Source organism: Staphylococcus hominis subsp. hominis, from assembly GCF_002901845.1.
Lineage (GTDB): Bacteria > Bacillota > Bacilli > Staphylococcales > Staphylococcaceae > Staphylococcus > Staphylococcus hominis.
In genome coordinates this window covers 15,708-40,907 of the sequence record NZ_PPQE01000021.1, presented here as the reverse complement: position 1 = coordinate 40,907, position 25,200 = coordinate 15,708, and the positions used below count along the sequence as shown (strand labels likewise).

Here is a 25,200-nt window from a genome sequence, read left to right as displayed (position 1 = left end):
TCCATTATATGAAAATCGGTTTAGCCTCACCTGAAAAAATCCGTTCTTGGTCATATGGTGAAGTAAAAAAACCAGAAACAATAAACTATCGTACTTTGAAACCTGAGAAAGATGGTCTTTTCTGTGAAAGAATTTTTGGACCTACAAAAGACTGGGAGTGTAGTTGTGGTAAGTACAAACGTGTACGCTACAAAGGCATGGTTTGTGACCGTTGTGGTGTAGAAGTCACAAAATCTAAAGTTCGTCGTGAAAGAATGGGGCATATTGAATTAGCAGCACCTGTTTCTCACATTTGGTACTTTAAAGGTATTCCAAGTCGCATGGGTCTTTTATTAGATATGTCTCCAAGATCATTAGAAGAAGTTATTTATTTTGCTTCTTATGTGGTTGTAGATCCAGGTCCAACGGGATTAGAGAAAAAATCATTATTATCTGAAGCTGAATTCAGAGAATATTATGATAAATACCCAGGTCAATTTGTAGCAAAAATGGGTGCAGAAGGTATTAAAGACCTATTAGAAGAAATTGACTTAGATGAAGAATTAAAAGCATTACGTGATGAATTAGAATCAGCAACTGGACAAAGATTAACACGTGCAATTAAACGTTTAGAAGTTGTGGAATCATTTAGAAATTCTGGAAATAATCCTTCATGGATGATTTTAGATGTACTACCAATTATTCCACCAGAAATTCGTCCTATGGTTCAATTAGATGGTGGACGTTTTGCAACAAGTGACTTAAATGATTTATATCGTCGTGTTATCAACCGTAATAATCGTTTGAAACGTTTATTAGATCTTGGTGCTCCTGGTATCATCGTGCAAAACGAAAAACGTATGTTACAAGAAGCAGTAGATGCATTAATCGATAATGGTCGTCGTGGTCGTCCAGTAACTGGTCCAGGTAATAGACCATTGAAATCTTTATCACATATGTTAAAAGGTAAACAAGGTCGTTTCCGTCAAAACTTACTTGGTAAACGTGTTGACTACTCAGGCCGTTCAGTTATCGCGGTAGGACCAAACTTAAAAATGTATCAATGTGGTCTTCCAAAAGAAATGGCACTTGAATTATTTAAACCTTTCGTAATGAAAGAATTAGTGCAACGTGAAATTGCAACAAACATTAAAAATGCGAAAAGTAAAATTGAACGCATGGATGATGAAGTATGGGATGTATTAGAAGATGTCATTAAAGAACACCCAGTATTACTTAACCGTGCCCCAACGCTTCACAGATTAGGTATTCAAGCTTTCGAGCCTACTTTAGTAGAAGGACGTGCAATCCGTTTACATCCACTTGTAACAACAGCTTATAACGCTGACTTTGATGGTGACCAAATGGCGGTACACGTACCATTATCTAAAGAAGCACAAGCTGAAGCACGTATGTTAATGTTAGCGGCGCAAAATATCTTGAACCCTAAAGATGGTAAACCAGTTGTTACACCATCACAAGATATGGTATTAGGTAACTATTACTTAACTTTAGAACGTAAAGATGCTGTAAATACTGGTATAATCTTTAATGATACAAATGAAGTACTTAAAGCATATGCAAATGGTTATGTGCATCTACACACTCGTATAGGTTTACATGCACGTTCACTTAATAATCCTACATTTACAGAAGAACAAAATAATAAAATTTTAGCTACTTCTGTAGGTAAAGTGATCTTTAATGAAATCATTCCAGATTCATTTGCATATATTAATGAACCTACTCAAGAAAACTTAGAAGATAAAACACCTGATAAATATTTTGTTGATCCAACACAATTAGGTGAAGGTGGTCTTAAAGCTTACTTCGAAGAGCAAGAACTTACTGCACCTTTCAACAAAAAATTCTTAGGTAATATTATTGCTGAAGTATTTAACAGATTTAGCATCACAGATACATCAATGATGCTTGACCGTATGAAAGATTTAGGATTCAAATTCTCATCTAAAGCTGGTATCACAGTTGGTGTATCTGATATCGTAGTACTTCCAGATAAACAACAAATTTTAGATGAACATGAAAAATTAGTAGAACGTGTATCTAAACAATTTAATCGTGGTTTAATCACTGAAGATGAACGTTACAACGCAGTTGTTGAAATTTGGACAGATGCTAAAGATCAAATTCAAGGCGAATTAATGCAATCACTTGAAAAAACAAACCCAATCTTTATGATGAGTGACTCAGGTGCCCGTGGTAACGCATCTAACTTCACACAATTAGCCGGTATGCGTGGGTTAATGGCTGCGCCATCAGGTAAAATTATTGAGTTACCAATTACTTCATCATTCCGTGAAGGTTTAACAGTATTAGAATACTTCATCTCAACGCATGGTGCGCGCAAAGGTCTTGCCGATACAGCACTTAAAACAGCTGATTCAGGTTATCTTACTCGTCGTCTTGTTGACGTTGCACAAGATGTTATCGTTCGTGAAGAAGATTGTGGTACGGACCGTGGTTTATTAGTTTCTGATATTAAAGAAGGTACAGAAATGATTGAACCATTTGTCGAACGTATTGAAGGACGTTATTCTAAAGAAACAATTCGTCATCCTGAAACGAATGAAATCATTATTCGTCCTGATGAATTAATCACACCTGAAATTGCTAAGAAAATTACAGATGCAGGTATTGAAAAAATGTATATCCGTTCAGCATTTACATGTAATACTCGTCATGGTGTATGTGAAAAATGTTACGGTAAAAACCTTGCTACAGGTGAAAAAGTTGAAGTAGGTGAAGCAGTTGGTACTATTGCCGCTCAATCAATTGGTGAGCCTGGTACTCAACTTACAATGCGTACTTTCCATACAGGTGGGGTAGCAGGAAGCGATATCACTCAAGGTCTTCCTCGTATCCAAGAGATCTTTGAAGCACGTAACCCTAAAGGCCAAGCGGTAATTACTGAAATCGAAGGTGTCGTTGAAGATATTAAATTAGCAAAAGATCGCCAACAAGAAATTGTGATTAAAGGCGCTAATGAAACAAGATCTTATCTTGCTTCAGGTACTTCAAGAATTAAAGTAGAAATTGGCCAATCAGTAGAACGTGGAGAAGTATTAACTGAAGGTTCTATTGAACCTAAGAACTTCTTAGCTGTTGCTGGTTTAAACGCGACTGAAAGCTACTTACTTAAAGAAGTGCAAAAAGTTTATCGTATGCAAGGTGTAGAAATTGACGATAAACACGTTGAAGTAATGGTTAGACAAATGTTACGTAAAGTAAGAATTATTGAAGCTGGTGATACTAAACTTCTACCAGGTTCATTAGTAGATATTCATAACTTTACTGATGCTAATAGAGAAGCGTTTAAAGAACGTAAACGCCCAGCTACTGCAAAACCAGTATTACTTGGTATTACTAAAGCATCTCTTGAAACAGAAAGCTTCTTATCTGCGGCTTCTTTCCAAGAAACTACTCGTGTACTTACTGATGCTGCTATTAAAGGTAAACGCGATGACTTACTTGGACTTAAAGAGAATGTTATTATTGGTAAACTTATCCCAGCTGGTACAGGTATGAGACGTTATAGTGACGTTAAATACGATAAAGTGGGTACTCCAGTTGCTGAAACTGACGAAGCAGAAGTGACTGAGTAATTAATGTGAAAGTAACTTGGAACTTTAATTTGTTCCAAGTTCTTTTGTTTTAATATTTACAGAAAATGATAAAAAATGTTGACTAATTATTATATAAAGTGTTATTATTGTAAAGGTTGATGCAAGCAGAACTTTGGAGGATATTTAATGTCTAATGAAAAAGTTGCACGCTTTAACAAACAACATTTTGTAGTTGGTCTTAAACAAACGTTAAAAGCGTTGAAAAAAGATCAAGTTACATCATTGATTATTGCTAAAGATGTTGAGATATATTTATTAGCTCAAGTATTTAGCCAAATCAATCATAAAAGTATACCGATTACTTATTTCGAAAGCAAATCGGCTTTAGGAAAAGCAGTAGGTATTAATGTTAATGCGACAATTGTTGCGTTATTGAATGAGAATTAGTAAGTTTTTACACTTACTAAATTTTATTTAACCTAAAAATGAACCACCTGGATGTGTGGAATTAAAAAATGAAGAGAGGAGGACATTCAATGCCAACTATTAATCAATTAGTACGTAAACCTAGACAAAGTAAATCTAAAAAATCAGATTCACCAGCGTTAAACAGAGGTTTCAATAGTAAAAAGAAACAATTTACTCACTTAAACTCACCTCAAAAACGTGGTGTTTGTACTCGTGTAGGTACAATGACACCTAAAAAACCTAACTCAGCGTTACGTAAATACGCTCGTGTGCGTTTATCAAATAACATTGAAATCAACGCATACATTCCTGGTATCGGCCATAACTTACAAGAACACAGTGTTGTACTTGTACGTGGTGGACGTGTAAAAGACTTACCTGGTGTGCGTTACCATATTGTACGTGGTGCGCTTGATACTTCAGGTGTAGATGGACGTAGACAAGGACGTTCATTATACGGAACTAAAAAACCTAAAAATTAAGTTTAAGATTGTGTAAATTTTACTATCAATTTTTAAGAATATATTATAATAGGAAGGGAGGACTTTATAATGCCTCGTAAAGGATCAGTACCTAAAAGAGACGTATTACCAGATCCAATTCATAACTCTAAGTTAGTTACAAAATTAATTAACAAAATTATGTTAGACGGTAAACGCGGAACAGCACAAAGAATTCTTTATTCTGCATTTGACCTTGTAGAACAACGCAGTGGTCGTGATGCTTTAGAAGTATTCGAAGAAGCTATTAACAACATTATGCCAGTATTAGAAGTAAAAGCGCGTCGTGTAGGTGGTTCAAACTACCAAGTACCTGTTGAGGTGCGCCCAGAACGTCGTACGACTTTAGGATTACGTTGGTTAGTAAACTACGCTCGTCTTCGTGGTGAAAAAACTATGGAAGATCGTTTAGCTAACGAAATCTTAGATGCTGCTAATAATACAGGTGGTGCAGTCAAAAAACGTGAGGACACTCACAAAATGGCTGAAGCGAACAAAGCATTCGCTCACTATCGTTGGTAAGATTAAAGCTTTAACCCTGAGTGTGTTCCGTCATATTGGTTTACCAAGTAAAATGGTTCATGCTTAGGGCATCGCCATATTCTATAGTACTTATTCAGTAATAACTGGAAGGAGAAAAACAATGGCTAGAGACTTTTCTTTGAAAAACACTCGTAATATCGGTATCATGGCTCACATCGATGCTGGTAAAACTACAACGACTGAACGTATTCTTTATTATACAGGTCGTATCCACAAAATTGGTGAAACACATGAAGGTGCTTCACAAATGGACTGGATGGAACAAGAACAAGATCGTGGTATTACAATCACATCAGCTGCAACAACAGCTTCTTGGAAAGACCACCGCGTTAACATTATCGATACACCAGGGCACGTAGACTTCACTGTAGAAGTTGAACGTTCATTACGTGTACTTGATGGTGCGGTTACTGTACTTGATGCTCAATCAGGTGTAGAACCTCAAACTGAAACTGTTTGGCGTCAAGCTACTACTTATGGTGTTCCTCGTATTGTATTCGTTAACAAAATGGATAAACTTGGTGCAAACTTTGAGTATTCAGTAAGCACATTACATGATCGCTTACAAGCAAATGCAGCACCTATCCAATTACCAATTGGTGCCGAAGATGAATTTGAAGCAATCATCGACTTAGTTGAAATGAAATGTTTCAAATATACAAATGACTTAGGTACAGAAATTGATGAAATTGAAATTCCTGAAGATCACAAAGAAAGAGCAGAAGAAGCTCGTTCTAATTTAATCGAAGCAGTTGCAGAAACTAGCGACGAATTAATGGAAAAATATCTTGGTGACGAAGAAATTTCAGTAGCTGAATTAAAAAATGCTATCCGTCAAGCTACTACTGACGTAGAATTCTACCCAGTACTTTGTGGTACAGCATTCAAAAACAAAGGTGTTCAATTAATGCTTAATGCAGTAATTGATTATTTACCATCACCATTAGATGTTAAACCTATCGTAGGTCATCGTGCTGAAAATCCTGATGAAGAAGTCATTGCAAAAGCTGACGATAATGGCGAATTCGCAGCATTAGCTTTCAAAGTTATGACTGACCCTTATGTTGGTAAATTAACTTTCTTCCGTGTATATTCAGGTACGTTAACATCTGGTTCATACGTTAAAAACTCAACAAAAAACAAACGTGAACGTGTAGGTCGTTTATTACAAATGCATGCGAACTCTCGTCAAGAAATTGACACTGTTTACTCAGGAGATATCGCTGCAGCTGTAGGTCTTAAAGAAACAGGTACTGGTGACACTTTATGTGGTGAGAAAAATGACATTATCTTGGAATCAATGGAATTCCCAGAACCAGTTATTCACTTATCAGTAGAACCTAAGTCTAAAGCTGACCAAGATAAAATGACTCAAGCTTTAGTTAAATTACAAGAAGAAGACCCTACTTTCCATGCACATACTGACGAAGAAACTGGACAAGTTATCATCGGTGGTATGGGTGAGTTACACTTAGATATCTTAGTAGACCGTATGAAAAAAGAATTCAACGTTGAATGTAACGTAGGTGCACCAATGGTTTCTTATCGTGAAACATTTAAACAATCTGCTCAAGTTCAAGGTAAATTCTCTCGTCAATCAGGTGGTCGTGGACAATATGGTGATGTTCATATTGAATTCACTCCAAATGAAACTGGCGCAGGGTTCGAATTCGAAAACGCTATCGTTGGTGGTGTAGTTCCTCGTGAATACATTCCATCAGTTGAAGCTGGTCTTAAAGATGCCATGGAAAATGGTGTATTAGCTGGTTATCCATTAATTGATGTTAAAGCTAAATTATTTGATGGTTCATACCATGATGTCGATTCATCAGAAATGGCCTTCAAAATTGCTGCATCATTAGCACTTAAAGAAGCTGCTAAAAAATGTGATCCAGTTATCTTAGAACCAATGATGAAAGTTACAATCGAAATGCCTGAAGAATACATGGGCGATATCATGGGTGACGTAACAGCTCGTCGTGGACGTGTTGATGGTATGGAACCACGTGGTAATGCACAAGTTGTTAACGCTTATGTACCACTTTCAGAAATGTTTGGTTATGCAACTTCATTACGTTCTAACACTCAAGGTCGCGGTACTTACACTATGTACTTTGACCATTATGCAGAAGTTCCAAAATCAATTGCTGAAGAAATCATCAAAAAAAATAAAGGTGAATAATATAACTTGTTTTAACTAGTAAATCTAGGTAAAATACAGCTTGAGCTTATTAATTAAGCATTCATCTTTATGAATTGATTTTTTATCCAAAATGCATTATAAAAGAACTATGAATTCTTTTTAGAACAATCATTATGTCTCATGATAGTGAGTAACTATCATGAGAGATAATATTGAAATAACTTAACTAGAATAGGAGAGATTTAATAATGGCAAAAGAAAAATTTGATCGCTCAAAAGAACATGCCAATATTGGTACTATCGGTCACGTTGACCATGGTAAAACTACTTTAACAGCTGCTATCGCAACTGTATTAGCTAAAAATGGTGACACTGTAGCACAATCATATGACATGATTGACAACGCTCCAGAAGAAAAAGAACGTGGTATTACAATCAATACTGCACACATCGAATATCAAACTGACAAACGTCACTATGCTCACGTTGACTGCCCAGGACACGCTGACTATGTTAAAAACATGATCACTGGGGCTGCTCAAATGGACGGCGCTATCTTAGTAGTATCTGCTGCTGATGGTCCAATGCCACAAACTCGTGAACACATTCTTTTATCACGTAACGTTGGTGTACCAGCATTAGTAGTATTCTTAAACAAAGTTGACATGGTTGACGATGAAGAATTATTAGAATTAGTTGAAATGGAAGTACGTGACTTATTATCTGAATACGACTTCCCAGGTGACGACGTACCTGTAATCGCTGGTTCAGCTTTAAAAGCTTTAGAAGGCGATGCTCAATACGAAGAAAAAATCTTAGAATTAATGCAAGCAGTTGATGATTATATTCCAACTCCAGAACGTGACTCTGATAAACCATTCATGATGCCAGTTGAGGACGTATTCTCAATCACTGGTCGTGGTACTGTTGCTACAGGCCGTGTTGAACGTGGTCAAATCAAAGTTGGTGAAGAAGTTGAAATTATTGGTATCAAAGAAACTTCTAAAACAACTGTTACTGGTGTAGAAATGTTCCGTAAATTATTAGACTACGCTGAAGCTGGTGACAACATCGGTGCTTTATTACGTGGTGTTGCTCGTGAAGATGTACAACGTGGTCAAGTATTAGCTGCTCCAGGTTCAATTACACCTCACACAAAATTCAAAGCAGACGTATACGTTTTATCAAAAGATGAAGGTGGACGTCATACTCCATTCTTCTCTAACTATCGTCCACAATTCTATTTCCGTACTACTGACGTAACTGGTGTTGTTAACTTACCAGAAGGTACTGAAATGGTAATGCCTGGTGACAACGTTGAAATGACAGTAGAATTAATCGCTCCTATCGCGATTGAAGACGGTACTCGTTTCTCAATCCGTGAAGGTGGACGTACTGTAGGATCAGGCGTTGTAACTGAAATCTTCGAATAATTTATTATTTGATATGGAAGACTCCCTTAGTGGGGGTCTTTTTTTATTTGAAAATAAGACGTAAGTTCACTTTGCTTTCATTTAGTAAAAAATATTAATAAACCAGCTCATAGATAAATACTATCTATGAGCTGGTTCAATCGTTTATTTTCTAAGATTTACGATACATATTTAACAATGAATTAAAAAACGCTTTCAAGTTCTAAGATTTTAAGAAATTCACTTGCAGCATATTTAAATGCTGCTTCATCAATATCAAAATGAGGATTGTGATGTGGGGCTGTAATACCTTTATCAGCATTGCCACATCCAGTTAAGAAAAATGCACCAGGTCGGACTTTTAGATAGTGTGAAAAGTCTTCACCAATCATCATCAGTTCTGATTTATTAAAACGTAAATGTAACTCATTTGCCGCTTGTTTAACTGTTTCATAAGCTGCTTCATGATTATGAACTGGTAAATACCCTCTAATATACTCCATGTCATAAGTGATATCATTCGCTAATGCAAGACCTTGTAATAACTTATCCATTTTCTCTTGAACATGCGCTTGTAGTTTTGTATCAAAGGTACGTACGGTCCCTTTACAAAATGCTGAATCTGGAATAACACTATCAGAAGAACCTGCTTGTACCATACCAAAGGTTAATACTGCTTCTTTTACAGGATCAATGGTACGAGAAATGATTTTTTGAGCACTTAGTATAAACTCAGCCATAATTACAATTGGATCAATTGTTTCATGAGGTTTAGCCCCATGACCTCCTTTACCTTTAATGGTAATCGAGAATTCATCTGGAGAAGCCATGATTGCACCTGGTCTTGAATAAATTGTACCAGTAGGATAACCACTCCAAAGATGAGTACCATAAATTTTATCAACATCGTTTAAACAGCCATCATCAATCATTTCTTGAGAGCCACCTGGCATAATCTCTTCACCATATTGAAAAATAAATACAACATTTCCTTTTAATAAGTGACGATGTTCGTGAACAATTTCAGCAACACCTAATAAAATAGCAGTATGACCATCGTGTCCACATGCATGCATAAAACCATCGTTTTTAGATTTATATGGAACTTCGTTTAATTCTTGGACTGGTAATGCATCGAAGTCTGCACGAAATGCAATAGTTGGACCATTTTCTTTTCCTTTAAAAGTTGCCTTGATACCATTTCGTCCTACAGGTGACACAATCTCACAGTCTAAATGACTTAACTGATTGAGAATGTAGTTATGTGTCCACGTTTCTTCAAATGAAGGCTCTGGATATTGATGCATATAGCGACGCATTTGAATCATTCTATTTTCTTTTTCACTGGCTAATTGAAACCAATCAAACACATTGACCACTTCTTCCTAATTATTATGAACTTTAGTATAACAAATTCTACTTAAACTCAGTAGTCACTCATTATAATTTTAATAAAAGATACACTATCAGGTATTAAATGAATGAATTATCTTATAATATAAAATGATTATGATGATAATAAATGATGATGAATCAATAATAAAAGAAAATGATGAGACACATGGTTTTGTGATAGATAAAGGTGCAGGAATAGTAAAACATTTAAACTTACAAGACAAAATTGATTTCCAAATCGGTACATTATCTAAAGCTATCGATGTCGTAGGTGATTATGTCGCACGCACTAAAAAATGTTAGATCAAGCACTTAAAGTATTAAAAAGTTGGAAAAGGTTAAATAGTATTAAATAAACATTTAATTAATTTGAGTCATCTATTAGTTTAAATGTATAAATGGATTGTTTTTCATTTTTAGTGGTACACTAATTGTAAAAAAAGAGGTGTATACATGCTTGAATTAAGAAAACTAGAGTATAAAGATAAAGAAAGTTTAATTCGATATTTACAATATTGGTATGACAACAATGAGAAAATTGTTCCATCTAATGTCGATGTCGCACATTATCAATCTTTTCAACAAATGGTCGAACAATTGAATCATCCACCCGTAAATATGAATACCGTTCCTTCTACAACATTATTTTATTTTAAAAATGATTATATTGTTGGTGCAGTAAATATTCGTCATGAACTTAATGATAAATTAAAAAACATTGGAGGACATGTAGGTTATGGCGTCGCCAAACCATACAGAGGAAATGGTTATGCTTCAAGCATGTTAGAAGAAGCACTAAATAGACTAAATAAAATGGGGATACATAAAGTATTGATGACATGTAATCCTTATAATTATGCTTCACAAAAAGTAATAAAAAAACATGGAGGATATGAAATTAATTCGTACATTAAAAAAAACGGCCAGCCAGTAAGTCGATTTGAAATTCCAAATGATGGAAGGTGAAACTGTGAAAGATTTAAAAGTCGTATATGCGCTCATACAAAATCAAGAAAGAAAAGTATTACTTGTTAATAATACAGATGGCGGGGGGTGGTCATTACCAGGAGGAAAGGTAGAAAAGGAAGAAACGCTAATTGAAGCTTTGAAACGTGAAGTAATGGAAGAAACAGGTCTTAATGCTAAGATTGGAGATATCGTAAGTATTAATGAAGGTAAATCAACTCAAATGAATGTACACACATTATTTATTATGTTTAAAGCTACAATTAAAAATGAAGTCATAGATATACAAATGAAAGATGAAATTTCAGAAACAAAATGGATGACCATCGAAGAAGCAGATCAAAATCTTACATACTATAATCACAGTTTAAAAGTATTTTTAAATAATAAAGCTACCTATTATAATGAAGGTGTTATAGATTGAAACAAAGGTATTATAGCAATCATTTATAGGAAGATATAAAAAAATCACTTTTCTCATAAGAAAAGTGATGGGTGTCAAAAGTTTATGAATAGTTTCATATTGTTATGAAATCGCAAGGCACTTTATTATATAAACTGTACCTTTTATTTATAATATAAAGACATCATCAATTTTATATCATCACAATAATAAGTTAATAAAATCTATAAAAAATATTAATATTCAGTGGATTAGAATATATAATGATTAAATTGAATGATTGTTACTTCTAATCTATCATTTAACAATATCCAAATAGTGGAGGTCTATGAAATGATCGTTTTAAATGAACAAGATCAACAAAACTTATTAGATATGAAAGAAGTGATTGAAGAAGTCGGTCATGCGTTACAGGTGTTTTCAGAAGGAAAAACTGAAACGCCATTACGTTATGTGTTACCTTTTAATAAAGAAAATAGATATTTAGTGATGCCAGCTTTATCAGATGAATTAAATATTGTCGGTATTAAAACAGTCACTTTCGCACCTAATAATCCTAAACTAGATAAAAAAACAATTACTGGATCAGTCTTGCTGAGCGATTATGATACAGGAGAAACCCTTGCTGTACTTGATGGTAGTTATTTAACTAAGATTCGTACAGGCGCCATTTCTGGTGTAGCTACAAAATATTTAGCGCGTGAAAATGCAAAAACATTGTGTGTGATTGGCGCTGGAGATCAAGCTGAGGGGCTCATTGCAGCAATATTAGCAGTGAGAGATATTGAAATGCTTCATATCTCGAGTCGTACAAGAGCTAAAGCTGAAACATTGGCTGAATTTGTGAAACAAACGTATCACGTGTCAACAAAAGTCTTCGATGAAGCAGATCAAGCCATGGAAAACGCAGATATTGTTGTGACAACTACAAATTCAAATAAACCGGTGTATTCTCATTCATTACATCCCGGTGTTCATTTAAATGCAGTAGGTTCATTTAAACCTGAAATGCAAGAACTCCCTTCAGAAACGATGTTGATTGCTAATAAAATAGTTGTTGAATCTACAGAAGCAGCAATGGAAGAAACAGGTGATTTAAAAGTACCATTAGAAGAAGGCATCATTACTGAGCGATCATTACATGGTGAACTAGGAGATATCGTAAGTGGAAAAATATCTGGACGTGATGATGAAGAAGAAGTGACAGTATTTAAATCAGTAGGTTTAGCTATTGTAGATATAGTAGTGGCACAATACTTTTATAAAAAAGCTCAACAAACTAATTAACCCTATACTGTATAAAACATAGATACCGTATCAGTGATAACGTAGATATAGCTGATACGGTATTTTTATTTAAATATTATGCTGATTTTTTACGTTGACGAAGATATATCAATCCAGCACCTGTTGTTACTAATAAAATCGCAATACCGTGCTCTAAATTAGCCTCTTTTTTACCTGTGCTTGGAAGTTGTACATGATGCTTATTTGTATAACATCCAGTTAATTCTGATGTTGCTTCTGAGTCATTTATTGTCACTACGTGTATAGAATCATGATGAGTATTTGAATCCGTACCATGCTTTAGAGGTAATGTATACGCTCTTGATCCTTTATTCGTATGACATGCTTTAGATGATGTAAGTTCTTGATTAGATTGATATTGATAAGGTCCAATCAAATGTGCAATGTTATGATATTGTGATTCTTGAGTTAACTTATTTTCTAAAGATAGCATTGTTTTGATAGGGTGATGAGCAACATCATAGTGATTGATGTGTGCATGCGTACCAGTATAATTTTTGTGTTTATCAATTGCTATAGCATGAGTATGACATTGTTGAGTATGCGTTGAAGTAAGATGTTTATGGTTTGTATTTGCCATATCATTTGAATGATGTTTTGGTGCTATTGATTTATGATGGTTGATACAAGGATGAGGACTTTCATGAATGGCAACTACTTTGTGATCATTATCTTTTTTATTAGGTTGAGAGACTTTACCTGGATGTTTTGGTTGTGCTCCTTCTAGGTGTGTATTTGATTGAGATGATGTCGTTTGATCATGCGGTTGTGTAGTAGTCGCATCATCAGTTTGTTCATCGATTTCAGGTTGACCATTGATGATTCGTACAGCATCCACTGTATCATAACTACTTAGATCAGCTTCTTTTATATATTGGGAAACAACAGCATCTAAAGAGATTCCTTCCTCACGTTTTCCACCGAACATATCATAACCATCACCTTGATGAGCTGTAAAATCATTTGTCGTTACATAATATGTACGATTAGAATCTAAATTTTCATACTTACCAGTTGATTTGTTTAAGATTTTAATGGCACTGACACGTTGGCCAGATTCTTTATCAAGATTAAAGTATACGCGAATTGAATTTGATACTTGTAAAAAGCCACCACTTGGGGCTAAAACTTTTTTCCCATCTTGAATATCGGTAGTAGAACTTAAACTATGTTCAAATGCTTGTTTAACGTCAGAACCTTTAACTTCAATTTGAGAAATTAAATTTCCAAAAGGTAATACTGTTATAACATCATTTTCAGTTACTTGGCCTGTTTGAATAGAAGCTCTAATACCACCACCATTTGTGACTGCAAAGTCAGGTCGATGTGAGAAATTCTTTTCAGCATAAGCCTCCATAGCATCTGTAATAAGGTTCCCTAAATTAGTTTCTTGTGTACGTACGTGTTCACGTTCGCCATTTAACGTCACTGGATTATTTGGAATAATCACAGTTGAGGTTTCTTTTAAAAATTCGTTATTTGCTTGACGTGTTTGAGCTTCAATTTGAGAGTCAGTTGGAACTTCTTTAGTATCTGCCACATTAATCAGTGAGGCATTTACATTATTAATAGTTCCATTATGTACATCGAAATCAATACGTCCAACATTTGCAAGTGCTGTACCTGTTTGAGTAAGTACATTATTTGCGCCGTAGTCTCTACCATGTTCGATTACGGTATGTGAATGTCCATCTACGACGAAAATGGGGTGTGAAAATAGTTTTGATTGTGTTAATTGATCAATTAAATAATCACTACGCCATATATTTCTTGTAGATTTATCGACACCTAAGTGAGATAAAATAACAAAAACGTCTACATTATCTTTAATATCATTCATTGCTTGTGTCACACTGGGAAGTGGATCTTTAAATTCAATATCATTAACTGCTGTTGGAGAGGTTTTTGTTTTAGTTTCAGGTGTTGTCACACCTACAACCCCATAACGTATATTATTTTTAGTTATGATTGTAGATGGTTTAAATATAAGATGGCCATCTTTATAAATATTAGATGATAACATTGGGAAATTAAGCTGTTGTTGCAATTTCATTAACTGATCATAACCAAAATCAAATTCATGGTTACCGATTGTCATAGCATCGTAACCTACACTATTCATCGCTTTTGCCATTTCTTCACCTTTTGATTTATTTGAAACAGGCAGTCCTTGGAAAGCGTCTCCCGCATCTAATACTAAATCAGGTTGAATTTGATCTTTAAGACCTTTTACTTTAGCCATGCCAATCACTCTTCCGTCTTCTTCTACAAAGCGACCATGAATATCATTTGTATGTAAAATAGCGTGTGTTGTAGATGATGGTGTAGTTGCTTTAGTATTTGAAGTAGTTTGAGTTGTAATGTTCTTATGGTTTAATGTTGTCGTATCTTGAGATTTTGATGTTTGTGTTAGTGTAGCCTTTTGGGTTGATACATTAGTTGATGGGCGAGATGTTTGAACAGAAGAGGTTGATGATGTCTTTTGAGACATTGCTTTTGGTGCAGTAATATTTTCTTTTGAAGTTTGAAGTTGTGCCGATGATGTTTGAGTTGTTTGTGATGCTTTTTCTTGAGTAGGTACTTCAGATGACGTTTGAGATGTTACAGTTGTCGATGATGTTGAGTTCGTCTGTGGTGAAGAAATATGTTGCTCAACTATTTGAGTCTTATTTTGTGTTGATACATTATCTTGAGAGGTTTTAATAGTTGAGACATTTTCCGTAGTCGCTTTTTCAGAAGTTGTTTTTTCTGAAAAAGTAGTTTGATGATTTTGAGATGTTTTCTCTTGTGGTGAAGATGTCATTGCTTTAGATTGGGAAGATATCGCATCATTTTGTAAAGTTGAAGCGGTATCGGGAACTTCTGCTGCATATGATGTTAAAGATAATAATCCAAAAGCAATAAAGAAAATCAATAAGAGTGATACAAAATATTTCTTCATGTTAGCCTCCTTTTAAAAATAATTTACAAGTTTATAGTAGCATATAGGCGCTGAAATATAAGAAGGAAAAAATAATTTAAGATAATTTTAAAAATAATTAACAAACAAAACGTAAATTAAATCAAATAAGTAATTTATTAGAAGAATAAAATTATTACTTTAACGTACAATCTAATGATATATGTAAATAGTTTTATAATATAGTGGATCTAAGAATATGGGGAGTTCTAAAAAGTCGCTACTAGGATAGATAAGATAAAGGGAGAAATAATAATGAAGAGAATTGTAATTACAGGAGCACTAGGACAAATAGGAACTGAATTGGTACTAAAATGTAGAAAATTATATGGGAAAAATAATGTATTAGCCACTGATATTAAAGAGCTAGAACCACATTCATTGATTAATGATGGTCCATTTGAATTACTTGATGTAACAGATCGTGACGCAATGATGGCTGTAGTAGAAGACTTTAGAGCAGATACACTTATGCATATGGCTGCGTTACTTTCTGCAACAGCTGAAAAAAATCCTTTGCAGGCTTGGGATTTAAATATGGGTGGGTTAATGAATGCTTTAGAAACTGCAAGAATGTATGACTTACATTTCTTTATGCCAAGTTCAATTGGGGCATTTGGTGCGTCTACACCTAAGAAAAACACACCTCAAAATACGATTCAACAACCGACAACAATGTACGGGATAAATAAAGTTACAGGTGAATTATTATGCCAATATTACTTTAAAAAGTTTGGTGTCGACACACGTAGTGTAAGATTTCCAGGGCTCATTTCACATACCAAAGAGCCAGGCGGAGGTACTACAGATTACGCAGTAGAAATATATTTCGAAGCGGTTAGACATGGTCACTACACGAGTTATATCGCTAAACATACGTATATGGATATGATGTATATGGACGATGCCATTGATGCGATTATTCAACTTATGGAAGCGGATAGTAAGACACTTGTAATACGCAATGGTTATAATTTAAGCGCAATGAGTTTTGAACCTGAGATGATTAAGAAAGAAATTCAAAAACATATTCCTGAATTTACATTAGATTATGATGTCGATCCAGTAAGACAAGCGATTGCAGATACGTGGCCAGATAATATTGATACCAGTTATTCTCGAAAAGAATGGGGCTTTAATCCAAAGTATCATTTGGCTAAAATGACAGAAACAATGATACGAACGATTAAAGAAAATGAAGAAAAGACATAAGTTCATAATTAAAAAGGTGGTTTGGATTTTGACTCTCTTTTAAAGAGTATAAAAAAGAAAAGGGTTTCATTTTTTATTTTATTTGAATTTTTAGAAAATTTATTGAATAGACTATATGAGATTGCTATAATTTATATTAAATCTTATTCATGAAATATATTAGGAGGCTTCAACATGTCAGAAAAAGTTAAATTTGAACAACGTGACACACTTAAAGAAAAACCAGAAGGAAATCTTGGGTTTGGGCAATATTTCACTGACTATATGTTAAGTGTAGATTATGATGAAGAAAAAGGCGGTTGGCAAGAATTAAAAATTGTTCCTTATGCACCGTTTGAAATTTCTCCAGCAGCACAAAGTTTACACTATGGTCAAGCTGTATTTGAAGGTTTAAAAGCATATAAACATAATGGTGAGGTCGTATTATTCCGTCCAGATCAAAACTTCAAACGTATCAATGATTCATTAGCGCGTTTAGAAATGCCTAAAGTAGATGAAGAATTATTATTAGAAGGTTTGAAACAACTTGTTGATATCGAACGTGATTGGGTGCCAGAAGGCGAGGGTCAATCTTTATATATTCGTCCATTCGTATTCGCTACAGAAGGCATCTTAGGTGTTCGTGCTTCTAAAAAATACAAATTATTAATTATCTTATCTCCATCAGGCGCTTACTACGGCGGTGATACATTAAAATCAACAAAAATTTATGTTGAAGATGAATATGTACGTGCAGTTCGTGGGGGTGTAGGTTTTGCTAAAGTAGCAGGTAACTATGCAGCAAGTTTATTAGCACAAACCAATGCGAATAACTTAGGATATGATCAAGTATTGTGGTTGGACGGCGTTGAACAAAAATATGTTGAAGAAGTAGGTAGTATGAACATTTTCTTTGTTGAAAATGGCAAATTAGTAACTCCTGCGTTAAATGGTAGTATTTTACCTGGTATTACACGTAAATCAATTATCGAATTAGCAAAAGAATTAGGCTATGAAGTAGAAGAACGTAAAGTATCTATTGATGAATTATTCGAAGCTTACGATAAAGGCGAATTAACAGAAGTATTTGGTTCTGGTACGGCAGCAGTCATCTCTCCAGTAGGTACATTAAAATATGAAGATAGAGAAATTGTGATTAATAATAATGAACCTGGAGAAATCACTAAAAAATTATATGACACATACACTGGTATCCAAAGTGGTAAATTAGAAGATAAACATGGTTGGAGAGTTATTGTGCCGAAATATAGATAACTTATAAAAACAAGCTAGAAACGTTATAACTATGCGGTTTCTAGCTTGTTGTTTTTTTAATAATTATAAATTGAATACGTTTTGAATACGTTATTGTTAAAAACTAATATAATTAGCAAACTTCTCAGCAACTTTTTCACGTTGTTTTTCGGTAATATGAGCATAAACATCCATTGTTGTATTAATATCGCCATGTCCGAGTCTGTCTTGCACTTCTTGAATAGATAAGCCCGCTTCAAATAATAATGAACAATGAGTATGTCTAAAACCATGAATTTTAATTTTTTTAAAGTTATATTTCTTACATATTTTATCCATTGCTTTATTGGGGTGCTGCACTTGAAGACGTTTATTTGTTCGTAAATTTGTAAATAAACATTGTGATTTATTACTTGTGTTATGTCCATGCATTAAACAAAGTTTACGTTGTTCTACACGCCAATTTTTTAATATTGAAAGAGTACGATCATCAATGCTTATAACTCTTATAGATGAATGAGTTTTAGGAGGTTGTATAATCTCTTTACTGTTAAGTCCAATAGTAACAGTTTTATCTATACTGATTGTTTTATTTTTAAAGTTTATATCTTCCCAAGTTAAAGCCATTAATTCTCCTCTACGCATACCTGTAAATCCTAAAAGTCGAAACATAGCATAATACATTAAATCATCTTTAATAAGTTCTAGAAATTGTTTTAATTCATCACTAGAATAATAGGTTAAATGCTCATTACCTTTATTTCTTGTTCTTTTCGGTAATTTAGTATATTTAAATGGATTCTCATGTATTATTTTCAACATAACAGCATATTCAAATACATTCGCAGCATATACCTTAATATTTCTAAAATCCTTATAATTTTCTATCCAGTAGTTTATAACTTTTTGACAATAAGGCGTAGTAATACTTTGAATAGGCATATTATCAAATTCTTTAAGTATTTTTATTTTAAACATATTACTAACTCTAACAAATGTACTTTCTCTAACGGTGCATTTATATTGCTCTAGCCATAACTCATATACTTGCTTAAAAGTCGTAATATCATTATTTAGAAATCCCTTACTTTGAACTTCTGTTTGTAGCTTAGCTTCTGCAATTTTGGCCTCTCTTTCAGTTTTAAAGCCACGTCTTGTTGTCCGCTTCTGCTTACGAGTAATTGGATCAACACCGAGATATGCAACAAACATATACGCCGTTGAGCCGTCTTTCTTTTTATATTTCTTAATCATTGTAAATCAATCCTTTCTACTTGCCCGCATGCGTTTGATTGGATTGAACACACCTTTGAGAGTGGTTACTCATTGGTGCGGTAATAGTATGTATGAACTCGTAAGCAGGAGTGGAAAGGTTAGAAATTTTTATTAATATATTTTTTTAAATCAAATATTTGATTTTGTAAATATTTATATTTTTCATAACTTACTGTATCAATTACTAAATTCTTATCAAAAATTTCATCATCAATATTTTCTTTGGAATTTTTAGTAGTATTATTAATAACAAAGTAATCATTTATTTCATTTGATAGAATATCTAATTTTCTATTTAACATGAAACTAAGTATTTTTGGATATTGCTTGCCAATAGTTTCTAAAATATCTATTAAAAAGAGAATTATATTTTTAAATTCTTTTGATTCTAAGTTTATAAGAGCAACCAAATTATTTATAATATCAGATTTATACAACATTTCATTCATTGAATCATTATCATTTTGTAAATTATGCATAACTACATCTGTCATTCTATTAATTAATTTATCTTTATTATCTTTTTCTTGATAAGTGGATTTATTTTCTAATGAAATAGCTAATAAAATTCGATTTTGTAATTTAACAAAATAAAATCTTTGCGACTTTGGAATAACGATTGTATATTCATAATATTCAAAGTCATCTAATAAGTTGAAAAAAGCTTTAATATTAGATTTAATCATAATCTCTAGTTCATTAGGGTTATTATTTAACAATTTAACTAATTGAAAATTATCTACAAATTCTCCATAGAGTAACTCTTCTACAGTTATACTTACTAAATCAGCGATCTCTCTTAATCTGCTTGCATTAGGTAAAGAAATACCTTTTTCCCATGTTGCTACATTTCCTTTGCTAGCTCCAAACAATTCCCCAAACGATTCTTGAGTAAGTCCTTTTTGTTGTCGAATAGATTTGATTCTTTTACCTACTTGTTCTTTATTATACGAATACATAATTTTCCTCCTCAACACTAATTATAATAAATAATAGTGATAAATTAAATAGAAAGTTCTAAAAAGTACAAAAAAATATTGACTTAGTAAAAAGTAAGATGATAATATGTATTTGTAAGTTCTAAAAAGTTTTGAATAGAGGTGTTAAAATGACAATTAATAAAATCAAAGGTTATAGAAATTATTTAAATTTGACGCAAGAAGGTATGGGACAAAAATTAGGTATTTCAAAGCAAAGTTACTATAACAAAGAGACAAATAAATCTAGCTTTACCGATGAAGAAAAGAAAAAATTTAAAGAATTATTATTGCCTTATTTTCCAAATATAACTATGGAAGATATATTTTTTTAATTATTAGTTCTAAAAAGTTCATAATGGAGGGTTGGATATGGCAGAACAGCAACCAATACTAAGTGAATCCGCTTCTTTAGAATTAGCAAATGGTATCTTAAAACTTGCCGAACAGATAGCGCAGCGAAAGATAGAGCAACAACAAAAGAGATGGGCTACACAAACAGAATTAAGAAAGTTATATAGATGTACACATAGTGACATTACCGAGTGGGAACGTTTAGGACTTACTAAACGAAAGCAAGGTCGCAGTTATTACTATGATCTCAAAGAAGTAGAAGAATTTTTACTATCACAGAAAAAATAAATTATCTAAGTCCCGCATGTTAATAATTTGTGATTGAACGATAGTATTAATTCAATTTTAAGGTGGTGTTTAAATTGATTAGATTTCTGAATGAGCTCGCTTATATATGTGTAATTACTATATTTCTAAATATGTATTCTGAATTACATTATGCGTTAGTGTTTTTCTTATTTGGAAGTATGATTGCAGCACTTAAATTTGATATGAGAAGTGAAGAACATTCATATCTTTATAAAGCATACAGACAGCATTTAAGAAACAGAAAAGAGATTTAAGTAGAAAGTATTCAAAATAATAAATCGCTTCAATATGGAGCTATAGGAGGAACAAAACAATGAAATTATTTAAAAAGAAATACGATCATAAAAAAGTAAACAAAGTGAAAGATGTGATTTTATATACTTCATATTCATTTGAAGCTAAAGCATACGAGGAAGCTATTGAATTATTGAAAGATAACAATAAACAAAAAGCTATTGAACTTATGTATGAAAGATTAATAGAAGCACAAAGAAAAGAATATGAAATGAAGTTAGAAATAGAAAAAGCGTCATCTGTTCGCACTAGCCAAAGTAGAAACAGATAACGCCAATAGATGTAATATAGGTAAATAATAAACTACTGAAAGGATAGCATTTTATGACTAATAAAATCAAGTGTTCTAAAGGTTATGGCGTCATTACACAAAGTGTTATGTCTAGCAAAGATATAAGTATAGAAGCCAAAGCATTGTACTGCTATTACATGGCACATGTAGGGGATAACTTTATTCCTAGCGCTACACAAACATGCAATGATTTGATGATCAGTTACAAGCGTTTTAAAACATTACGGACACAATTATTTGAAAGAGGCTTTTTATAGATTAATAAAAATTAGCAGCAAAGGAGGGCAGAAGATTGACGACATACAGAGTCAAAAAAGAGAGTGGTAACTTTGTAACCATTCATAAAGGTTTTATAACTGATGATAGATTATCAGCTAAAGCTAAAGGTATTTTATTGTATTTACTAAGTCGGCCTGATGATTGGCAAATATATACCGCTGAAATAAAGAAACACATGAAAGATGGTATTAAGTCAATAAATACTGGTATTCATGAATTAATAGAGTATGGATATATAAAGCGTAGTAAAAAAAGACAAGATAGCGGCGTTTTTAACGGTTATGAATATATTGTTTATGAAACGCCAACCGAAATGCCATTTTCGGAAAACGGATTATCGGCAAACGGTTTTTCGGAAAACGGAAAAACGGAAAACCGAAAAAGGCACACTACTAATATTAATAATACCTATAAGGATTTAACTAATAATTATGATACAGAAATTAACAGTAGTAGTAGTGCAAGCACTACTAAACAACAACCACCGTCACATTCTTATAGTAATGTATTCAACTTTTACCAAGAAAATGGATTTGGAATACTTCAACCATTTGTAGTGGATCAGATTGAAAACTGGATAGATGATTTCAACGGTAATGAGAATATCGTTATAGAAGCATTAAAAGAAGCAGCAACAAATAACGTGTGTAAGTGGAGCTATGCTAACAGTATTCTTAAAAGTTGGTATCAAGACGGTATTAAATCTATTGATGATATAGAAGCACGTAGAAAACAACGTGAAGCAAGTAAAAACAAAACTGAATCTACAAAAACATTCGATAACTCTCAATATGCAGATTTATTTTAGGAGGGAAGCTACTTGAAAAGTATTAATGATATTGATTTAAAAAGCAAAATGCGTAGTGAATTGATTGAAGAACAATATAACCTTAAATGTGATAAATGTAAAAACATATATAGTTATCATAAATTCAGAAAGTCAGACGGTACAATTCAAATAATCAGAAACGGGTGCGAGTGTGAATCTATTGAGAAAGGAAAACAAAGCAGAAGCCAACACAAAGCAAATCAAAAACGCTTGAATATTGAAAAAGTATTTAAGCAATCCATGATGAATGATGATTTATTAAAAGCTGAATTTGATAATTATAAACCAACTAATAAAAACTTATTAGAAGCTAAGCAGATTCTACAAAAGTATGCAGCTAACTTTAAACCAGATCAACCAAAGTCGCTACTTTTACAAGGGAGTTATGGTATAGGCAAAAGTCATTTAGCTATGTCGGTTGTAAGAGAAGTTAAAAAGAAAGGCTATACAGCTTTATTCTTAGATGTTACTGAATTAGTAAAAGCATATCGAAATACCTATAACAAGAATGTAGCAATGACTGAAAAAGAATTAGATCAAATGATTAGAGATGTAGATTTGCTTGTGATAGATGATTATGGAACAACAGTAAACGATTATGGCAATGAAAAACTATTTTCATTAACAGATATGAGAACAGGTAAAAGCAACATCATAACAACTAATCGTGAAGCATTAGAACTATCTAACAATGACGATAAAGCAAAAAGATTTAGTCGTTTGATGAAAAACACACAAATTATAAAAATGCATGGTACAGATTATAGATTAAAAGATTTTAAATCATAAGTGGTAACGGGCTTTGTACCCGTTCCGCTTCTTAGAAAGGAGTAACACATAGTATGGCAAGTCTAAAACAAGCGTATCAACTAGACACAGACGCCGAAGAAATCGAAATGATTAGTGATTATACGTTATTTACGCTATATAATCCAAAGTTTATTGAGAAGAAAGCAGAAAGTATTAGGGAAGGTATTGAAACACTCTATGAACGTAATAAGCCACATATGGCTAGCGATAACATTACAGGGATTCTCTATTATGAAAGTGTGAATATCGAACATCTAGCCATTCAGATTATCGAAGAAAAAGAAAAGTTAGAATCTTATCTGAAAAAGAGCAATAGAAACCTATATCATTTATACGCTGTTTTAGAAGGCTATACAAAGCAAGAACAGATATTTATAAAGAATCACATCAGAAATGCAAAGGTGCGTGATAATGAGCTTGTGAGACGCTTTAAAATTGATTTATATAACTATGTCCAAGCTGAAAGAGAGAAAAGACAAGAAGAACATAACAAAAAGTCATTTAATGCGTACTTAGTGGATAAAGATGAAGTAAGAAAAAGACAACAAAAGAAAAAGATTAATAATGGTTATGGCCTAACGCTCAATCAAGAGAAAGAGCTGCGACTAATTAAAGAACATGAAGAAGAACGAAATACAGATATGGGGGTATTCATTGACTTAATTCAACAGATGAACAATGATGAACTCTTATCTTATGTGTTAGATCGTCATGAGTTTAATATTGATAGTTATAATCTCAAAATATTAACTGACGCAGCACTCTACTGCTTGCCATTGAAACAAAGAAAGCAAGCCTATAACCATTTAAAAACAATAACGAGAACACTAATAAATAATCCAATCGAAAAGAGGTTAAAACAATATGAACAATGATGAAATGAATAAATTAAGTGAAGCATTAGAACTATCAGAATCTCAAAGATTAGCTTTATATAACTATAGTGAACGAGAAGCTAAAGAGAAAGCACAATCACAAGAACAAAAGAAAGAATTAAGTAGTTTAGAAAAGCATGAGAAACGCCAACAAATCATGAGTATTAAAGACGCTAACCAACGACAAGAAGAAATAGCGAAGCATGTTGATTTATTCAAGTAGGAGGGCTAATAATGAAAACATTAAAACAAATTGAAGTGCATAAAAAGAATATTGAAAGCTATCAAAAGGATATACAAGTACTAGAACAAGAAGTAAATAACGAAAAAGAAAAGATTGATCAACTTAATGCAGACTATCAAGAATTAGTAGTAAGTGGCCAAGTTGAAAAAGCTGATAAGCTATATACTAAAATTGATAAACAAGAAACGACACACAAAGCAAAAGTAAAACGTTTAAGCGTTATGAAGCAATCACTGAAACAAGTCATTATTAAAAATTGTAGCAGTATGCAAGAAGAAGCCGATAAATTAAGTGATGAATATATAGAAACATATAACGACGATTTACAACACTATAACAAGCTCAAAGAAGAACTAAAACAAGCAGAACAGAAACTAGAAGAACATAACAATAGTTATATACTTAATCAACGTAATTTAAGCCATTATATAGATAGATTAACAAGGAAAAACAATATACAACCAACTGAATTTATGGGTAGCGTCAATAGTCGTAAACCATTTTATATTTAATCAATGTAGCCTACTTTTATAGTGGGCTTATTTTATAGCTTAGTG

24 protein-coding genes and 1 pseudogene are annotated in these 25,200 nt (G+C 33.0%); 21 read left to right on the top strand and 4 right to left on the bottom strand.

Going from position 1 to position 25,200, the window contains the following annotated elements; all coding sequences use genetic code 11:
- The first annotated feature begins 8 nt into the window (after positions 1-8).
- The 6 genes from rpoC (at position 9) to tuf (ending at position 8,650) form a co-directional block, all read left to right on the top strand.
- Positions 9-3,602 (top strand): DNA-directed RNA polymerase subunit beta', encoded by a 3,594-nt coding sequence (rpoC, locus tag CD034_RS01365; protein WP_161800511.1) that lies wholly within the window; start codon positions 9-11, stop codon positions 3,600-3,602.
- 147 nt (positions 3,603-3,749) lie between these two features.
- A complete protein-coding gene (locus CD034_RS01360; RefSeq protein WP_002449063.1) occupies positions 3,750-4,010 on the top strand; it encodes a ribosomal L7Ae/L30e/S12e/Gadd45 family protein in 261 nt (86 codons plus the stop codon).
- A gap of 89 nt (positions 4,011-4,099) precedes the next feature.
- Positions 4,100-4,513 (top strand): 30S ribosomal protein S12, encoded by a 414-nt coding sequence (gene rpsL / locus CD034_RS01355; RefSeq protein ID WP_002449050.1) that lies wholly within the window; start codon positions 4,100-4,102, stop codon positions 4,511-4,513.
- 69 nt (positions 4,514-4,582) lie between these two features.
- Complete coding sequence (gene rpsG, locus CD034_RS01350) at positions 4,583-5,053, top strand: 30S ribosomal protein S7 (protein ID WP_001137495.1); 471 nt, start codon at positions 4,583-4,585, stop codon at positions 5,051-5,053.
- A 121-nt stretch (positions 5,054-5,174) separates the two neighbouring features.
- The gene (gene fusA / locus CD034_RS01345) at positions 5,175-7,256 is read left to right on the top strand and encodes an elongation factor G (protein WP_049336725.1); all 2,082 of its coding nucleotides are present in this window, start codon (positions 5,175-5,177) and stop codon (positions 7,254-7,256) included.
- A 209-nt stretch (positions 7,257-7,465) separates the two neighbouring features.
- Positions 7,466-8,650, top strand: a complete 1,185-nt coding sequence (tuf, locus tag CD034_RS01340; protein ID WP_002449023.1) for an elongation factor Tu — start codon at positions 7,466-7,468, stop codon at positions 8,648-8,650.
- Positions 8,651-8,832: 182 nt separating this feature from the next.
- Here the strand turns inward: tuf and CD034_RS01335 are convergent, their stop codons facing one another.
- Positions 8,833-9,999 (bottom strand): M20 family metallopeptidase, encoded by a 1,167-nt coding sequence (locus CD034_RS01335; RefSeq protein ID WP_002455749.1) that lies wholly within the window; start codon positions 9,997-9,999, stop codon positions 8,833-8,835.
- Between the two features lie 181 nt (positions 10,000-10,180).
- On the opposite strand from CD034_RS01335, the pseudogene CD034_RS01330 reads away from it, so the two are divergent.
- From CD034_RS01330 to CD034_RS01315, 4 genes and pseudogenes are all read left to right on the top strand, one after another.
- Positions 10,181-10,321: pseudogene (locus CD034_RS01330) on the top strand (8-amino-7-oxononanoate synthase); the annotation flags it as partial.
- Between the two features lie 156 nt (positions 10,322-10,477).
- On the top strand, positions 10,478-10,990 hold the full coding sequence (locus CD034_RS01325) for a GNAT family N-acetyltransferase (RefSeq protein WP_002488410.1): 513 nt from the start codon (positions 10,478-10,480) through the stop codon (positions 10,988-10,990).
- Positions 10,991-10,994: 4 nt separating this feature from the next.
- A complete protein-coding gene (locus CD034_RS01320; protein WP_002455746.1) occupies positions 10,995-11,414 on the top strand; it encodes an NUDIX hydrolase in 420 nt (139 codons plus the stop codon).
- A gap of 312 nt (positions 11,415-11,726) precedes the next feature.
- Positions 11,727-12,680 carry an ornithine cyclodeaminase family protein gene (locus tag CD034_RS01315; protein ID WP_103288073.1) on the top strand — a complete coding sequence of 318 codons (954 nt, stop codon included), beginning with the start codon at positions 11,727-11,729 and terminating at the stop codon, positions 12,678-12,680.
- Between the two features lie 76 nt (positions 12,681-12,756).
- Here CD034_RS01315 and CD034_RS01310 read toward each other — a convergent pair whose 3' ends face one another.
- Positions 12,757-15,642, bottom strand: coding sequence for a 5'-nucleotidase C-terminal domain-containing protein (locus CD034_RS01310; RefSeq protein ID WP_070653742.1), 2,886 nt, complete (start codon positions 15,640-15,642; stop codon positions 12,757-12,759).
- Positions 15,643-15,915: 273 nt separating this feature from the next.
- Between CD034_RS01310 and CD034_RS01305 the strand changes: the two genes are divergently transcribed.
- Together CD034_RS01305 and CD034_RS01300 are read left to right on the top strand one after the other, a co-directional pair.
- Positions 15,916-16,872, top strand: a complete 957-nt coding sequence (locus CD034_RS01305; RefSeq protein ID WP_002449055.1) for an NAD-dependent epimerase/dehydratase family protein — start codon at positions 15,916-15,918, stop codon at positions 16,870-16,872.
- Between the two features lie 174 nt (positions 16,873-17,046).
- The gene (locus CD034_RS01300) at positions 17,047-18,126 is read left to right on the top strand and encodes a branched-chain amino acid aminotransferase (RefSeq protein ID WP_103288072.1); all 1,080 of its coding nucleotides are present in this window, start codon (positions 17,047-17,049) and stop codon (positions 18,124-18,126) included.
- Positions 18,127-18,222: 96 nt separating this feature from the next.
- On the opposite strand, the gene CD034_RS01295 is transcribed toward CD034_RS01300, so the two are convergent.
- Both CD034_RS01295 and CD034_RS01290 read right to left on the bottom strand, forming a co-directional pair.
- Entirely contained in the window at positions 18,223-19,359 is a 1,137-nt protein-coding gene (locus tag CD034_RS01295; protein WP_103288071.1) for a site-specific integrase, read from the bottom strand.
- Between the two features lie 119 nt (positions 19,360-19,478).
- Complete coding sequence (locus CD034_RS01290; RefSeq protein ID WP_103288070.1) at positions 19,479-20,339, bottom strand: helix-turn-helix domain-containing protein; 861 nt, start codon at positions 20,337-20,339, stop codon at positions 19,479-19,481.
- 149 nt (positions 20,340-20,488) lie between these two features.
- Here CD034_RS01290 and CD034_RS01285 point away from each other — a divergent pair, with 149 nt between their 5' ends.
- From CD034_RS01285 to CD034_RS01240, 9 genes are all read left to right on the top strand, one after another.
- The gene (locus CD034_RS01285) at positions 20,489-20,692 is read left to right on the top strand and encodes a helix-turn-helix transcriptional regulator (RefSeq protein WP_002455739.1); all 204 of its coding nucleotides are present in this window, start codon (positions 20,489-20,491) and stop codon (positions 20,690-20,692) included.
- A gap of 37 nt (positions 20,693-20,729) precedes the next feature.
- A complete protein-coding gene (locus CD034_RS01280; protein WP_002455738.1) occupies positions 20,730-20,999 on the top strand; it encodes a hypothetical protein in 270 nt (89 codons plus the stop codon).
- Positions 21,000-21,130: 131 nt separating this feature from the next.
- On the top strand, positions 21,131-21,274 hold the full coding sequence (locus CD034_RS01275) for a hypothetical protein (protein ID WP_258026797.1): 144 nt from the start codon (positions 21,131-21,133) through the stop codon (positions 21,272-21,274).
- 59 nt (positions 21,275-21,333) lie between these two features.
- Positions 21,334-21,585, top strand: a complete 252-nt coding sequence (locus CD034_RS01270; RefSeq protein WP_103288068.1) for a hypothetical protein — start codon at positions 21,334-21,336, stop codon at positions 21,583-21,585.
- A gap of 313 nt (positions 21,586-21,898) precedes the next feature.
- A complete protein-coding gene (locus CD034_RS01260) occupies positions 21,899-22,693 on the top strand; it encodes a DnaD domain protein (protein ID WP_103288067.1) in 795 nt (264 codons plus the stop codon).
- A gap of 12 nt (positions 22,694-22,705) precedes the next feature.
- The gene (gene zapE / locus CD034_RS01255; RefSeq protein ID WP_017175335.1) at positions 22,706-23,503 is read left to right on the top strand and encodes an AFG1/ZapE family ATPase; all 798 of its coding nucleotides are present in this window, start codon (positions 22,706-22,708) and stop codon (positions 23,501-23,503) included.
- A gap of 53 nt (positions 23,504-23,556) precedes the next feature.
- Positions 23,557-24,399 (top strand): encapsidation protein CP3, encoded by an 843-nt coding sequence (locus tag CD034_RS01250; RefSeq protein ID WP_103288066.1) that lies wholly within the window; start codon positions 23,557-23,559, stop codon positions 24,397-24,399.
- Complete coding sequence (locus CD034_RS01245) at positions 24,389-24,622, top strand: hypothetical protein (RefSeq protein WP_103288065.1); 234 nt, start codon at positions 24,389-24,391, stop codon at positions 24,620-24,622. Before CD034_RS01250 ends, CD034_RS01245 begins: the two co-directional genes overlap by 11 nt.
- A gap of 11 nt (positions 24,623-24,633) precedes the next feature.
- Positions 24,634-25,155, top strand: coding sequence for a hypothetical protein (locus CD034_RS01240; RefSeq protein ID WP_103288064.1), 522 nt, complete (start codon positions 24,634-24,636; stop codon positions 25,153-25,155).
- Positions 25,156-25,200 lie beyond the last annotated feature (45 nt).